This window comes from Synechococcus sp. EJ6-Ellesmere, from assembly GCF_024345875.1.
GTDB lineage: Bacteria > Cyanobacteriota > Cyanobacteriia > PCC-6307 > Cyanobiaceae > Regnicoccus_A > Regnicoccus_A antarcticus.
In genome coordinates this window covers 1-13,606 of the sequence record NZ_JAGQBY010000089.1, presented here as the reverse complement: position 1 = coordinate 13,606, position 13,606 = coordinate 1, and the positions used below count along the sequence as shown (strand labels likewise).

General features: G+C 69.5%; 12 protein-coding genes, 1 tRNA gene, 1 other RNA gene and 2 pseudogenes. 7 read left to right on the top strand and 9 right to left on the bottom strand.

Annotation, left to right across the window (positions count from 1 at the left end; translation table 11 throughout):
• Nucleotides 1-786 (top strand): annotated as a pseudogene (locus KBY78_RS10770) (radical SAM protein); the annotation flags it as partial.
• Here the strand turns inward: KBY78_RS10770 and panB are convergent.
• A complete protein-coding gene (gene panB, locus KBY78_RS10765) occupies nucleotides 689-1,525 on the bottom strand; it encodes a 3-methyl-2-oxobutanoate hydroxymethyltransferase (RefSeq protein ID WP_255143581.1) in 837 nt (278 codons plus the stop codon). The pseudogene KBY78_RS10770 and the gene panB overlap by 98 nt on opposite strands.
• Nucleotides 1,526-1,571: 46 nt before the next feature.
• Between panB and ffs the strand changes: the two genes are divergently transcribed.
• Nucleotides 1,572-1,668, top strand: an RNA gene (gene ffs / locus KBY78_RS10760) — signal recognition particle sRNA small type.
• 22 nt (nucleotides 1,669-1,690) lie between these two features.
• On the opposite strand, the gene ftsZ is transcribed toward ffs, so the two are convergent.
• From ftsZ to miaB, 5 genes are all read right to left on the bottom strand, one after another.
• Nucleotides 1,691-2,797, bottom strand: a complete 1,107-nt coding sequence (gene ftsZ, locus KBY78_RS10755; RefSeq protein ID WP_255143580.1) for a cell division protein FtsZ — start codon at nucleotides 2,795-2,797, stop codon at nucleotides 1,691-1,693.
• Between the two features lie 213 nt (nucleotides 2,798-3,010).
• Entirely contained in the window at nucleotides 3,011-3,850 is an 840-nt protein-coding gene (locus tag KBY78_RS10750; RefSeq protein ID WP_255143579.1) for an FtsQ-type POTRA domain-containing protein, read from the bottom strand.
• Nucleotides 3,847-4,257: a hypothetical protein gene (locus KBY78_RS10745; RefSeq protein WP_006170209.1), complete on the bottom strand. Its 411-nt coding sequence runs from the start codon at nucleotides 4,255-4,257 to the stop codon at nucleotides 3,847-3,849. The genes KBY78_RS10750 and KBY78_RS10745 overlap by 4 nt, the downstream gene beginning before the upstream one ends.
• Complete coding sequence (locus KBY78_RS10740; protein WP_255143578.1) at nucleotides 4,254-5,375, bottom strand: D-alanine--D-alanine ligase family protein; 1,122 nt, start codon at nucleotides 5,373-5,375, stop codon at nucleotides 4,254-4,256. Before KBY78_RS10740 ends, KBY78_RS10745 begins: the two co-directional genes overlap by 4 nt.
• A 50-nt stretch (nucleotides 5,376-5,425) precedes the next feature.
• A complete protein-coding gene (miaB, locus tag KBY78_RS10735) occupies nucleotides 5,426-6,850 on the bottom strand; it encodes a tRNA (N6-isopentenyl adenosine(37)-C2)-methylthiotransferase MiaB (protein ID WP_006170211.1) in 1,425 nt (474 codons plus the stop codon).
• Nucleotides 6,851-6,884: 34 nt separating this feature from the next.
• Between miaB and KBY78_RS10730 the strand changes: the two genes are divergently transcribed.
• Nucleotides 6,885-8,015 (top strand): dipeptide epimerase, encoded by a 1,131-nt coding sequence (locus tag KBY78_RS10730; protein WP_255143577.1) that lies wholly within the window; start codon nucleotides 6,885-6,887, stop codon nucleotides 8,013-8,015.
• Between the two features lie 71 nt (nucleotides 8,016-8,086).
• Nucleotides 8,087-8,977 (top strand): annotated as a pseudogene (locus KBY78_RS10725) (DUF1611 domain-containing protein); the annotation flags it as partial.
• Nucleotides 8,978-9,069: 92 nt separating this feature from the next.
• Here KBY78_RS10725 and KBY78_RS10720 read toward each other — a convergent pair.
• Nucleotides 9,070-9,142: transfer RNA gene (locus KBY78_RS10720), tRNA-His, on the bottom strand.
• Between the two features lie 42 nt (nucleotides 9,143-9,184).
• Between KBY78_RS10720 and KBY78_RS10715 the strand changes: the two genes are divergently transcribed.
• From KBY78_RS10715 to KBY78_RS10705, 3 genes are read left to right on the top strand one after another with little or no spacing between them, the layout of a single operon-like run.
• Nucleotides 9,185-9,634 carry a DUF4359 domain-containing protein gene (locus tag KBY78_RS10715; RefSeq protein ID WP_156776494.1) on the top strand — a complete coding sequence of 150 codons (450 nt, stop codon included), beginning with the start codon at nucleotides 9,185-9,187 and terminating at the stop codon, nucleotides 9,632-9,634.
• Complete coding sequence (locus tag KBY78_RS10710) at nucleotides 9,628-10,950, top strand: amidohydrolase family protein (RefSeq protein WP_255143576.1); 1,323 nt, start codon at nucleotides 9,628-9,630, stop codon at nucleotides 10,948-10,950. Before KBY78_RS10715 ends, KBY78_RS10710 begins: the two co-directional genes overlap by 7 nt.
• Before the next feature lie 49 nt (nucleotides 10,951-10,999).
• Complete coding sequence (locus KBY78_RS10705; protein WP_255143575.1) at nucleotides 11,000-12,481, top strand: FAD-binding oxidoreductase; 1,482 nt, start codon at nucleotides 11,000-11,002, stop codon at nucleotides 12,479-12,481.
• Nucleotides 12,482-12,486: 5 nt separating this feature from the next.
• On the opposite strand, the gene KBY78_RS10700 is transcribed toward KBY78_RS10705, so the two are convergent.
• Nucleotides 12,487-13,098, bottom strand: a complete 612-nt coding sequence (locus tag KBY78_RS10700; protein ID WP_255143574.1) for a pentapeptide repeat-containing protein — start codon at nucleotides 13,096-13,098, stop codon at nucleotides 12,487-12,489.
• 38 nt (nucleotides 13,099-13,136) lie between these two features.
• A partial coding sequence (locus tag KBY78_RS10695; RefSeq protein WP_399215726.1) for a glutamate ligase domain-containing protein occupies nucleotides 13,137-13,606 on the bottom strand: 470 nt, incomplete at its 5' end.

Genomic DNA, 13,606 nt, shown 5'->3' with positions numbered 1-13,606 from the left:
CTGCTCCAGGCCGCCGCCTGGCTGCGCCAGGCCAAGGCCGCCGCTGATCTGGCCAGTTGGAGTCTGGCTCTGATTCAGGGGCTTCCCGAGCAGGATCTGCCCCACTGGCGGCAGCAGCTGCAGCAGGCCCTCGAGCTGGAGCCACCCCATCTCTCCGTCTACGACCTGATCGTGGAGCCCGGCACTGTGTTCGAGCGCCTGCAGCAGCGCGGGCAGCTGCCCCTGCCGGATCCGGATCTGGGGGCCGACCTGATGGACCTCACCGGGGAGCAGCTGCGGAGCGCCGGCTACGGCCGCTACGAGATCTCCAATTACGCCCTGCCTGGGCACGCCTCCCGCCACAACCGCGTCTACTGGAGCGGGGCCGGTTGGTGGGGTTTCGGCCTCGGGGCCACGTCGGCCCCCTACGGCCAGCGCCTGGCCAGGCCCCGCACCCGGGAGGCCTATGCCGCCTGGCTGCAGACCGGAGCGGCCAGCACGGCGGCGGGGCAGCCGCCGTTCGATGAGTGGCTGATGGTGGGTCTGCGCCGGCGCGAAGGCGTGAACCTGGAGCGGCTTGCCCGGGCCGCGGGCCTGAGCATGGCTGATCGCGCGTCGCTGCTGGGCTGGATGGCCCCCTGGCGCGAGCGGGGGCTGCTGCTGGTGGAGGGCCGGCGCTGGCGGCTGGCGGATCCGCAGGGACTGGCCCTCAGCAATGCGGTGCTGAGGGAGCTGCTGGCCTGGTGGGAAGCCCATCAACCTCCCGAGGCGCCACTGGCGGAGTCGCCGATTGCAGCCAGCCCCTGAGGGCCTCCACGCAGAGCTGGCGCCCCGCCAGCAGCGGCGGGCTGAAGGGCGGTTGGCTGGGGGTCAGGCCCAGCAGGTCCGCGGTGACCCGCACCTGACCGTCGCAGTCGTCGCCGGCGCCGATGCCGATCACGGGAATGGCCAGCTGGCGCCTCAGGCTGCCGGCCAGATCCGCCGGCACGTGTTCCAGCACCAGGGCGAAGCAGCCGGCGGCCTCCAGATCCAGGGCCTGGCGCCGCAGGCGTTCCTGGCTGATCGGATCCCTGGCCTGGCGCCGGTAGCCCAGCCGGTGAACCGACTGGGGGGTCAGGCCGAGATGCCCCATCACCGGGATCCCACTGCGCACCAGCCGGTCGACCACGGCCACGGTTTCCGGCTCGCCGCCTTCCAGCTTCACGGCGGCCGCCGCACTTTCCTTGAGCACCCGGCCGGCGGCGGCCACGGCCTGATCACTGCCGCACTGGTAGCTCAGGAAGGGCAGATCGCAGATCAGCAGCGGTTGCTGGCCCTGGGGCCGGCGCAGACCTCGGGCCACGGCCTGGGTGTGGCCGATCATCTCCGCCAGGGTCACCGGCAGGGTGGTGGCGTGGCCGAGCACCACCATCGCCAGGGAGTCGCCCACGAGGACCACTTCGGCACCGGCCTCCTCGACCAGCGCCGCCGAGAGCGCATCCCAGGCGGTGAGCATCAGGATCGCCACCCCAGCCTGCTTGCGGGCCACCAGATCACCGGGTCTCAGGGGCACAGGCAGGAACCTCTCGGGCTTCCATTGCTACCATCATCTCGACTCGGACCCACGCGGCCCGGACGCCCAAATCTGGTCAGGACCGGAAGGGAGCAGCCACACGGGATGCTCCAGGCAGGCGTGGACTCCGGGTCACCCCCTTGAATCAGTGGTCGCTTTTCAGCTGTCGCTGGAGCGGCTCTGGCGGTTGAGCAGGAAGGGAGGAATCTTGGCGCCGCGCTGGTCAGCCTCGGCTTCGGTGTGGGTGAGCTCGGGGCTGGCGGCGAAGGTTGCTCGGGGGCGCTCGGTGCGGTAGGTGCTGCCTGCCTCGAAGCCGGTGGCGATCACGGTCACGTGGATCTCGCCTTCGAGCTTCTCGTCGACGACCGCGCCCACGATGATGTTGGCGTCGGGATCAACCACGTCGTAGATCACTTCGGAGGCCGTGGTCATGTCCTCGAGGGTCATGTCCTTGCCGCCGCTGATGTTGATCACGCAGCCCTGGGCCCCATCTATCCGGGCCGCTTCCAGCAGGGGGCTGCTGATGGCGGCCTGGGCGGCTTCCACGGCCCGTGAGCGACCGGAGCCCACTCCGATACCCAGGAGGGCCGTGCCCGCCAGGGTCATCACCGAGCGCACATCGGCGAAGTCGACGTTGACCAGGCCAGGACGGGTGATGATGTCGCTTATGCCCTTGACGCCCTGACGCAGCACATCGTCGGCGGCGCGGAAGGCCTCCTGCAAGGGTGCGCCGGAGATGGCGTCCCGCAGGCGGTCGTTGGGGATCACGATCAGGGTGTCGACATGCTCCGCCAGCCGGGCGATACCTTCCTCGGCCTGCTTCATGCGCTTGCGCCCCTCGAAGCCGAAGGGCTTGGTGACGATGCCTACGGTGAGGGCGCCGCATTCCTTGGCCACCTCGGCCAAAATTGGTGCAGCTCCGGTGCCGGTACCTCCACCCATACCAGCGGCGATGAACACCAGGTCCGCCCCTTCAAGGGCTTCCTGAAGCTCATTGCGGGATTCCTCGGCCGCCTTCTGGCCGATCATGGGGTTGCCGCCAGCCCCAAGTCCCCGGGTGAGCTTCTGGCCGAGCTGCACCCGACGCTGGGCGGCCGATTGCAGCAGGGCCTGCGCGTCGGTGTTGAGCACCCTGTAGCCCACCCCTTCGAGATCCGAGGCGATCATCCGGTTGACCGCATTGCTGCCGCCACCACCTACGCCGATCACTTCGATCCTGGCGCTCTGGCTGGGAACAATGCCGTTGCTGGAGGGCGAGGAGGTCAATGGGGTTCCGAGTAAAGCGTCAGGTGGGATGGGGTGTTGTCCTGCGGTGAGGTGGTCGCCCTGGGAACCGTTAACACTCATCTCGGGCAGCATTATGTCGTCGGCGGGCTGGAAAAATCCTGTGCGATGCGGCACTTTTGCGTGAAATCGGTTTTCTCGCAATGGTGCTTTGCGGGTTTGCGGGCCATTCGGGAGTGTGCGGCCTGAACGGTATCAGTCCACCCCTTGCCCTGCTTGTTTCGGATTGGCGGAATTGACTGCGGGAGCTGGCAGCCCCAGTTCGGGTTGGTCCGGGTCGCTCAGGTCGATGGAGCGCACCCCCTGGCCCTGGACCTGCTTCGGCAGTTCCCCGGACAGGTAACGCAAGACATCCAGCCGGCGAGCGAGGTCGCCGTCAGGCCCACCCAGTTTCACCTCCCCCAGAGTGCCGGTGGTCAGCCAGAGGGTGCCATCGGGCTCAAAGCGGATCGTCTTGAGTGGGCTGCCCAGGTCGTCGCGGCGGTTGATCAGCTTGACGATGGTGGGCTTGAAGCGGGCCTGCCATCCCTGCACCCGGATCGCCGTTTCGGGCTGGCTGTCGCTGGATCCCATGGCCTGCTGGCTGCTGCTGATCCAGTTGCCCAGGCGGTCGACATAGCCCTGCTCATTCCCCTTGGCTGTGCGCCGCTCCGCCCGCGCCACCACCTGGCGATCCACCAGCTCGATGCGCAGGCGGGGCGGGAGGATCAGTCGCTGCACGGTCACCTGCTCCACCGGCAGGGCGTCCAGGAGTTCGGAGCGCAGCAGACGGGGATCGAGGGTCAGCGGGGGCATGGGGAAGCGCAGCTCGGCGGCGGCGATCGCCTGCTCACGGCTCACGCGTTCGCTGCCGCTCACTTCCACCTGGGACGGACCGTTCAGGGTCCAGCCCTGACGCAGCAGTCCATAGCCAAGGCCCGCGGCGGCCGCCGAGAACACCACGAGCCGCCAGACGTTGCGCAGGCGTTCCTGACGGCGCTGCAGCCGCAGCTGACGCCTTCGTTCAACTCCTGGTGCTTGGGAAACGGGGCTCACAGCTCACAACGGGACCGGGCCATCAGTTCATCCATCCAGCGCCGGGCCCGTTCGGCATCGGAGAAAGGCAGGTCTTTTTGCTGGCCATCGCCCACCAGCCGCACCCGGCAGCTGCCCTGGCTTTCGTCGGTGAGGGGTGCATCACCCGATCCCAGGGACATCAGCTCCAACAATTCCAGCTTGCTGATGACGAAGGATCCCTGGGGTTTGAGCACCCCGGCTTCGAAGGTGCTCCAGGTCAGGACCCCATCGGCGAGCCGTGCCGCGCCGCAGCCATCGAGTTTCGAGAGTTCCGAGCCCGCAGCCCAGTCACGGAACAGCCGTTGACGACGCCTCTCCAGCCAGCCGAGGGCCGTGAGCAGCACGAAGACCACCAGCAGGGGCAGCCAGAGCAAGCCGTGACTCATTCCGCCGGGTCCTCTTGAGATGATCCACGGTCCCATTCTCCCGCGCTCTCCACCAGCTGGTGCACGAGATCCACCAGCGGTACGCCGCTGGCTGCCCACAGCATCGGGTACATGCTCTGGCTGGTGAAGCCGGGAAGAGTGTTGATCTCGTTCAGCCAGAGCCGCTGCGCTGCCTCGTCGTAGAAGAAATCCACCCGGGCCAGCCCCTCAGCCGCCACGGCGGCGCAGGCCTGAAGCGCCATGGCACGCAGCCTTTCGCTCACGGCCTCGGGCAGCTCAGCGGGAATCACCGTGGAGCTCAGCCCCGCGGTGTACTTCGTCTCGTAGTCGTACCAGTCGGCGGAGAAGCGGATCTCCCCCACCACCGAGGCCTTCAGGCCGCCCCCGGCAGCCGCCCCCTGGCCGAGCACGGCGCACTCCAGTTCCCTGGCCGTCACCCCCTGCTCCACCACCAGGCGCGGATCCAGGGCAGCGGCCAGTTCCAGCCCCTGCAGCAGAGAGCTGCGGGCGCTGGCCTTGCTGATGCCCACCGACGAGCCCATGTTGGCCGGTTTGACGAAGCAGGGGTAGCCCAGATCACGCTCCAGGCGCTGCAGAAGCCCCTCAGGGTCATGGCGCAGGTCGGTCGCCTGAACGGCCGCATAGGGCACCTGCGGCAGACCTGCGGCGGCAAATGCTGCCTTCATGGCCTGCTTGTCCATGCCCAGGGCCGAGCCGAGCACGCCAGAGCCCACGAAGGGCACCTGCATCAGGGCGAACAGCCCCTGGATGGTGCCGTCCTCGCCGTTGGGCCCATGCAGCACCGGAAACCACACGTCAACGCCAGCGGCCTCGGGGGGAAGGCCCTGGAAGCCAGCGCCCCCCAGGGGCTGATCAGCGGCGGTCTTGTTCAGTTGCTCGTCGGGGGCTGGCTCAGCGCTGGAGAGCACGGCCTCGGCCAGCTCGGGGCCCCACCAGCGGCCACGGCGATCGATGTAGAACGGCCGAACCCGGTAGCGCAAAAGGTTCTCCCCTTCCCTGAGGCCGCCCACCACGGTGATGGCCGAGCGGATCGAGACGGCGTGCTCATCCGATGCCCCCCCGAACACCAGGCCAACGCAGCGGGGGGAGCTGGGCATGGGGTCGGCTGGGTCCGGATCGGCGCCAAACGTATCAGCGCCGCCGCGTCTCAGCCCAACGCCACGCCGGTGAGGGAGAAAGCGCGCACCTTCTCAATACGCACGTTCACAAGATCCCCCGGCTGAATGATGCCGCCTTCGAGCTCAGCGGGGCTGCGGGATGGGGCCAGGTCCGGGAAGAAGGTCAGCCGGTTGGTGCGGGTGCGTCCCATGCGCTGGCCGGGGTCTCTGGGGTTCGTGCCTTCCACCAGTACCTGCTCGATGCGCCCCAGGTAGCGCTCGCTGCGCTGGCGCGCCGTGCGCTCCACCAGGGCGTTGAGCTCCTGCAGCCGCTCCACCTTCACGGCCTCCGGCAGTTGATCGGGCCAGTCAGCGGCGGGAGTGTTGGGTCTGGGCGAGTAGGCGGCGGTGTTCACCTGGTCGAAGCCGATCGCCTCGATCAACGCCAGGGTGCGGCGGTACTGAGCGTCGCTTTCGCCTGGGAAGGCCACGATCACATCGGCGCTGATCGCCGCATCGGGCATGCGCTCCCGGATGCGCTCGAGGATGCGCCGGTAGCGATCCACGGTGTAGCCGCGCGCCATCGCTTTGAGCACGTCGTCATCACCGCTCTGGAAGGGGATGTGGAAGTGCTCGCAGAGCTTGGGCAACTCGGCGCAGGCATCGATCAGGCGCTCGGTGAAGTAGCGGGGATGGCTGGTGGCGAAGCGGATCCGCTCGATTCCCGCCACGTCGTGGACGTGGTGAAGCAGGTCGGTGAGGGTGTGCTGGCGGCGGCCCTGGGGAGTGATGCCGGGCAGGTCGCGGCCGTAGGCATCGATGTTCTGCCCCAGCAAGGTGATCTCCTTGAATCCCCGCTCCGCCAGCCCTTCCATCTCCAGGCGGATGGCCCCGGGGCTGCGGCTCTGTTCCTTGCCGCGCACCGAGGGCACCACGCAGTAGGTGCAGCGCTCGTTGCAGCCGTAGATCACATTCACCCAGGCGCACACCTGGGAATCGCGGCGGGCTGTGGTGATGTCCTCGAGGATGTGATGCTCGCCAGTGGCCACCACCTGCTGGCCGCTGGCCACCTGCTCCAGCAGGGTGTCCAGCCGGTTGGCATGCTGGGGCCCCATCACCAGGTCGAGCTCGGGAACTCGCCTCAGCAGGGATTCCCCCTCCTGCTGGGCCACGCAGCCCGCCACCACCAGGGTGAGGTGGGGATTGGTCCGTTTGCGCTGGGCCTGACGCCCCAGGTAGCTGTAGACCTTCTGCTCGGCGTTGTCGCGGATTGTGCAGGTGTTGTAGAGCACCAGATCGGCACTGTGCTCATCGCTCCCGGGCTGATAGCCCATGCCTTCGAGGATTCCGGCCATGCGCTCGGAATCGGCCTTGTTCATCTGGCAGCCAAAGGTGGTGATCCAGTAGCTGCCGCGCTGCCCGGCCTGGGCTGGGGCCGCTGCTGTGGCACTCGCTGTTGTGGTGGTCGCGCTCATCCCACAAGTTTCGACCATGGCCGAAACTTGTGGGATGCAGGCACGCCTTCGCTGGATCGCGCTCACCAAGGCGGTGCCCCTGGCGATCAGCCGGGGCACCACGGCGTCGGTGCGGCGGCTGGTGGTCGAGCTGGAGCACGAGGGGCTGGTGGGGCGTGGCGAAGCCGGCGGTTTCGAAACCGGTCACCGGGCCTACGCCACCGAAGCGGTCGCCGCGGAGCTGGAGGCCCTGCTGCCGCGCTTCGCCTCCGCCGAGGGGCTCGCCCTCGCCGCGGAACTGCCGGCCTTTCAAGCCCTTGATCCCTGGCTGGCCCCACTGTCGCCACCGGCCCGTTGCGCCATCGATCTGGCCCTGCACGACTGGTGGGGCCAGAAGCTGGGCCAGCCCCTCTGGCGTCTCTGGGGCCTGGATCGGGCCGCCTGCAGCCCCACCAGCGTCACCCTCGGCCTGGCTGGAGTGGAGCAGGTGCTGGCCCGGCTGGATCGCTGGCAGGACCGCCTGGGCTGCTGGCCCCAGCGGGTGAAGCTGAAGCTGGGCAGCCCTGATGGCCCAGGCCATGACCGGGCCCTGGTGCTGGCGGTGGTGCAGAGGCTGCAGGAACGGGCCGATGCCGCCGGCATGGTCAGTGAGCTGCAGGTGGATGCCAACGGCGGCTGGGATCTGGTTACGGCCCAGCAGCTGATCCCCTGGCTGGCGGAGCAGGGGGTGGTGCTGGTGGAGCAGCCGCTGCCCGCCCAGCTCGACCCCGAGGCCGATGCGGCCAGCTTCGCGGCCCTTGATCTGAGCTGCCCGATTCCCCTGGTGGCTGATGAGAGCTGCTGGAACCTGTCCGACCTGCTGCGCCTGGCCCCCCATGTGGATGGGGTGAACATCAAGCTGCTCAAGAGTGGCGGTCTCAGTGAGGCTCTGCTGATGGCCCAGACCGCCCGGAGCTTTGGACTCGATCTGATGCTGGGCTGCTACTCCGACAGCGCTCTGCTCAATGGCGCCGCCTCCCAGTTGCTGCCACTGGTGCGCTGGCCCGACCTCGACAGTCACCTGAACCTGATCGACGACCCCTTTGAAGGCCCTGAGCTTCAGGCCGACTGCCTGCTGCCCTCCAACCGTCCGGGACTTGGGGTGATCGAGGTCCCTGGCCCCACCGCGGCGAGTGCCCCGTGCTGAGCGCCGATGCGCCGGTGGTGCTGCTGCTCCACGGCGGCCTCGACAACCTTTCCGGCAAGACGGGCCTGGCGATGTTGCGCTACCGGCAGGGTCCGGTGGTGGCCGTGGTGGATCCGGCCCATGCCGGCGCTGAGCTGGAGCCCATCACCGGGATCCCCCGGCGGGTGCCGATCGTGGCCGATCTCAACGCTGCCCTGGCTTACCGGCCAGCGGTGGCGGTGGTGGGGCTGGCTCCATCCGGAGGGCAGCTGCCGCCGGAGCTGAAGGCCGATCTGGCGGCGGCCCTGCGAGCCGGGCTGCACCTGGCCAGCGGTCTGCACACCCCCCTGGCGTCCGATCCGGAGCTGGCTGCCCTGCGGGGGCCTGGGCAGTGGATCTGGGATCTGCGCCAGGAGCCTCCTGGTCTGGAGGTGGCCGCGGCCCGGGCGGCAGCGCTGCCTGGCGAGCGGGTTCTCGCGGTGGGAACCGACATGGCCGTGGGCAAGATGAGTGCCTGCCTGGAGTTCACTTCGGCCGCCAGGCGGGCCGGGCTGGATGCCCGTTTCGTCGGCACCGGCCAGGCCGGCATCCTGATCAGCGGCAAGGGTGTTCCCCTGGATGCGGTCCGCGTCGATTACGCCGCCGGTGCGGTGGAGCGTGCCCTGTTGGAGGTGGCTTCAGAGCCGGCCTGCACGAAGGAGAGCCTGCTGTTCGTGGAGGGCCAGGGTTCCCTCTGCCACCCCGGCTCCTCAGCCACCCTGCCCCTGATTCGCGGCAGCCAGCCCACGGCACTGGTGCTGGTCCACCGGGCTGGCCAGAGCCATGTGAACAAGCATCCCCAGGTGGGCATCCCGCCCCTGGCGGAGCTGATCAGTGTGCTGGAGGGGCTGGCGGCCCTGGGAAGGCCCCATGGCACGCCGTCCCCACGGGTGCAGGCCGTGGCCCTGAACACCGCAGGGTTGTCAGAGGACAGCGCTGCCAGGGCCTGTGCCGCCATCAGTGACGCGCTGGGACTTCCCTGCGCGGATCCCGTGAGGAATGAACCAGCAGCCGATCGACTGCTGGCCTCAATCAGGGCGAGCGAGGGGATTCGAACCCCCGGATGGCGGCACCACAAGCCGCTGCCTTAACCACTTGGCGACGCCCGCCGTGGTCTTTGCCAATGTATCAAGCAGCCTTGCACCCTCCCCTTGCGGCCAGCCTCTTCACTTCGCCTCGCCCGCTGGTGCTCTGCTCTGGCCGTGGGTGGAGGGGTCACCGGGGTTGCCCTGGCCTTCACCAACCCTGGACCCGAGGAGTTCGAGAGCTTCGCGGGTGATCAGCTGGCTGAACTGGCGGTGGAGGAGGTCTGCGCTCATCGCCTGCCGATGCCCCTGAAACTGGCGATCCAGAACTGCCCTGATCTGGTCCGCAGCCAGCACAAGGTTCTCGGTGACCTGGCCCGTCGCAACACCCGGCGGCAGAACTTCGGACTGTTCAGCCTCTACCGCACCGAGATTGGAGGCCCTTCGGTGCTGCCGTTTCTTGAGCTCCCCCTCTACCGGGTGCTCACGGTGGCGGCTGCGGGGCACTTCAGGATCCTGAGAACCTCCAGCGACAACGACCCTGACAGCGCCACCGCCGATCGTGCGCCGTGGTGAGCGCGGCTGAGTCGCTGCCGCCGCTGCTGCTGCCGCGCTCCCTGATCGACCCCCGCTGCCGCGACCTGCCCCCGGCGGATGCGGGCGGCCTGGTGGCCGTGCGTCTGAGCCATCAGCATGGGCGGATCACGGCGATCGAGACTCACCCCCAAGGCGATGGGGAGCTGCTGCCGCTGGCGCTCACCCCTCTGGTGGAGACCCATGCCCACCTCGACAAGGCCTTCAGCTGGGAGCGCCACCCGAACCCGGCGGGCTCAATGCAGGGGGCCCTGGCGGCCAACCAAGCCGAGCACCAGGAACGCAGCCTCGAGCAGGTGCTGGAGCGGGGTGAGCGCGCCCTGGAGCGGGCCTGGCGCTATGGCCTGAGGGCCGTGCGCAGCCACATCGACAGCCTCGGCCCAGGCGCCGAGCCGGGATGGGAGGGACTGCTGCAGCTGCAACGCCGCTGGGCGCCGCGGCTGGCGCTGCAGCTGGTGGCTCTGGTGCCGGTGCGGCACTGGGGCACGGCGGCGGGAGGGGCCCTGGCCCGCCGGCTCGTCAGCAGCGGTCCGCGCGGATCGGTACTGCTGGGGGGGGTGCTGGGTGCCCCCCTGGCCCCCAGCCGTGCCGATGGTGAGGGGCTGCTGGCCCTGTTGCAGCTGGCCGACAGCCTCGGAGCTTCGGTGGATCTGCACGTCGATGAGAGTGGCGAGGGGGGCGGTGCGGGGGTGGCCCTGGTGGCCAGGCTGGTGCGGCGGCACCGCATCGGCGTGCCGGTCACCTGCAGCCACAGCTGCTCGATGTCGCAGTTGAGGGCTCCCCGCCTGAGCCGGCTCGCCGACGCCATGGCGGAGGCCTCCCTGACGGTGGTGGCCCTGCCCCCCACCAACCTCTGGCTGTTGGGACACCGCGCTGGAGACACCCCGGCCACCCGGCCCATGGCCCCGATCCGCCAGCTGCAGCGCGCTGGTGTCACGGTGGCTGTGGGGGGCGACAACGTTCAGGATCCCTGGTATCCGGGCGGGGATTTCGATCCACTGGAACTGCTGCGCTTCTGCCTGCCGGCGGCCCACCTGGCCCCCTGGCAACGGCAGGGGCTGGCCCCCTTCACCACCGCCGCCTCCCGGCTGATGGGTCTGGAGTGGGATGGGGTGCTGCGCACCGGGGCGCCTGCCGATCTGGTGGTGCTCGCCGCCGGCAGCTGGAGTGAGCTGCTGGCCCGCTCTCCCCAGCGGAGGGTGCTGCGCGCTGGCCAGTGGCTGCCCGCGCCGGCGGGCCCGGAGCTGGCGGCACAGCTGGAGGCGATGGCCGCGGCTATGCCCAGCGGGGCTGAGTAGACCGGAAGGAGGCGCGAGCCTCCGCCTGCCGTTCGCTGCAACCGCTGCTTTGCCCCTCGATCCAGCCACCCGGCCCCCTGCCCTGGCCGTCGCCACCCAGCTGCCGAACTATCTGCCAGCGCCCGCCACGGACGCCCAGCTTGAGGCTCTGGTGGCCGAGCTGAGTTCAGTGGCCGCTGTTAGGACCGCCTCCGCCGCCACGGCTGGTGAAGCCGGCGCAGGGATGGCCCTGATCCGCACCGGACCTGAGCTGGAGCGCCTCTCCAGGGATTTCTTCAGCTACTCCCCGGTGCTGACCCCCCTGCTGCAGGACAGGCTGGCCCAACTGGTGGTCAAGGCCAGCCGCACCGAGCAGGTGCGGCTGGTGGCGGGAGCCTGCGCCCGTCATGGGGTGCCGCTCACGCTGAGGGGAAGCGGCACCGGAAACTATGGCCAGTGTGTCCCTCTGGCGGGGGGGGTGGTACTCGACCTCAGCGGCCTCAACCAGGTGCGGCAGCTGGATCCCCTCACCGGGGTGCTGACCGCCGAGGCGGGCTGCCTGCTGGCCGACCTGGAGCAGCAACTCGCCCCCCATGGGCGGGAGTTGCGCCTCACCCCGAGCACTCGCCGCAGCGCCAGCCTGGGGGGATTCATCGCCGGAGGCTCAGGCGGTATCGGCTCGGTGCGCTGGGGCTTCCTGCGCGACCCCGGCCATCTGCTGGGGCTGGAAGTGGTCACAGTGGAGCCTGAGCCCCGGTTGCTGCAGCTCGATGCCAGCGCCAGCGCCCCCCTCAACCACGCCTACGGCAGCAACGGCATCCTCACCGCCGTGACCATGGCCACGGCCGCAGCGGTGCCCTGGCAGCAGTTGGTGATCGATTTCAGCAGCTGGACTGCAGCGGTCGCGGCGATCCGTACCCTGCCCGCCACCGCCCTGCTGCTCAATGGCCTCTGCCTGCTGGAGGACGCGGTGGCCCGGCGTCTGCCCTGTCCGGGGGGGCACGGCCCGGCCATCTGTCCACCGGCCGATGGGCATCGCCTGCTGCTGCTGGCGGCACCCGACGCCCTGCCGGCCCTGGAGCCGCTGCTGGCGGCCATGGGTGGGCGGCTGGTCTGGCAGGCGCCGGAGCAGGGCAGCCGCGGCGTGCCCCTGCGGGAGCTCTGCTGGAACCACACCACCCTGCACATGCGGGCCCATGACCCCGGTTGGACCTATCTGCAGATGCTCCTGCCTCAACCGGAGACCCCGGCGCTCGAAGCCCTCAAGCAACGCTGGGGGGATGATCTGCTCTGGCACCTTGAGGCCGTGCGCCAGCAGGGCTGCCAGCGGCTGGCGGGCCTGCCCCTGGTGCGCTGGCGCGGCAGGGAGGCTCTGCTGGAGCTGATGGAGCAGGCCCGGCAGCTGGGGGCCTTCCTGTTCAACCCCCACGTGCTCACGGTGGAAGATGGGGGCCTGGGAGTGATCGACGCCGACCAGGTGGCGGCCAAACAGGCCTACGACCCTGCGGGTCTGCTCAACCCCGGCAAGTTGCGGGGCTGGGGTGAACGCTGAATGACCTAAGGGCAGTCGAGGCTGAGGCGGGTGCTCACGCCCGTGGTGGGATTGGTGCCCTGGGCCCGGCGGCAAAGGGCGCGCTGATCGGAGCGATCCAGCAGGGCGTCGCTGAAGTCGGCGTCATCGATCACGGCGCCGCTGAAGCTGCTGCCGGCGGCGATCACACCCCGAAGCAGGGCTCCGCTCAGGTCGGTGCCGCTGAAGTCGGCCCGGTCCATCAGGGCATCGGAGAGGTCGGCTCCGCTGAAATCGGAGCGCAGGAAAGCGGCCTGGGTGAGGATCGATCCGTGCAGATCCGCGCCACTGAAATCGGCATCCCGCGCCATCACCCCGGCGAAGGAGGTGTTGGCCAGCTGCTGACCGCTGAAGTCCTTGCCGTCCTGGTTGGTGAGGGTGTAATCGACCCTGTCCTGAAACAGGGCGCGATCCTGCAAGCCCACCCCTGCACTGGTGTCGAGGGCGAGGGCGGGAGGGCTCCAGGGGGAGCCCAGCAGCGAGGCCGCCAGCAGGGCCAGTAGTGCGAAGGTCAGGGCTCCGGGCCAGCCGCGATGGTGTTGCTGGGGGGCCTGGTCGTGGCCTTCCTGGGGCTGGATCGGGTGCGTGGCAGGGGTCATGGCGCTGCGGCGGGATGCTGCCTCCACTCTCCCCCGGATCACCCCGATTGCTGGAGGGCGCCTGAACCGATCAGGGCACCGATCAGGTAGAGCGATCCCGCCACGACCACCACCCCTCCGTCGGCACTGGCCGTAGCGGCGCTGAGGGCCTCCGCCAGCGAGGGGCTCGCCCAAAGGCGTCCGGCCAGCGCGGGCGCCTCCGCCAGCAGCGCCTCCAGGCTCCAGCAGGGATGCTCAGGCACCGGCACCAGCCAGGCCCGATCGGATGGGGCCAGCAGGGCCCGGACCATGGCTGGCGCGGGCTTGTTGGCCAGCACCCCCAGCACCCAGCAGTGTTCGCGCTCGTTGGCCTCGCCCTGATCAAGTTCCTGGCGCAGGGCTTCGGCTGCAGGCAGGTTGTGGGCCCCAACCAGCAGCAAGGGTTGACCCCACCAGAGTACCGGTTGCAGCCGCGCCGGCCAGCGGGCTGCCTCGAACCCCTCAAGGATGGCCTGATCGGGGATCGTCC

What these genes read in the sequence shown, in the direction of transcription:
- KBY78_RS10740 (WP_255143578.1), bottom strand. Translation starts at nt 5,375, where the DNA reads ATGCCCAGCTCCCCCCGCTGCGTTGGCCTGGTGTTCGGGGGGGCATCG.
- miaB (WP_006170211.1), bottom strand. Translation starts at nt 6,850, where the DNA reads ATGAGCGCGACCACCACAACAGCGAGTGCCACAGCAGCGGCCCCAGCC.
- KBY78_RS10730 (WP_255143577.1), top strand. Translation starts at nt 6,885, where the DNA reads ATGCAGGCACGCCTTCGCTGGATCGCGCTCACCAAGGCGGTGCCCCTG.
- KBY78_RS10700 (WP_255143574.1), bottom strand. Translation starts at nt 13,098, where the DNA reads ATGACCCCTGCCACGCACCCGATCCAGCCCCAGGAAGGCCACGACCAG.
- KBY78_RS10745 (WP_006170209.1), bottom strand. Translation starts at nt 4,257, where the DNA reads ATGAGTCACGGCTTGCTCTGGCTGCCCCTGCTGGTGGTCTTCGTGCTG.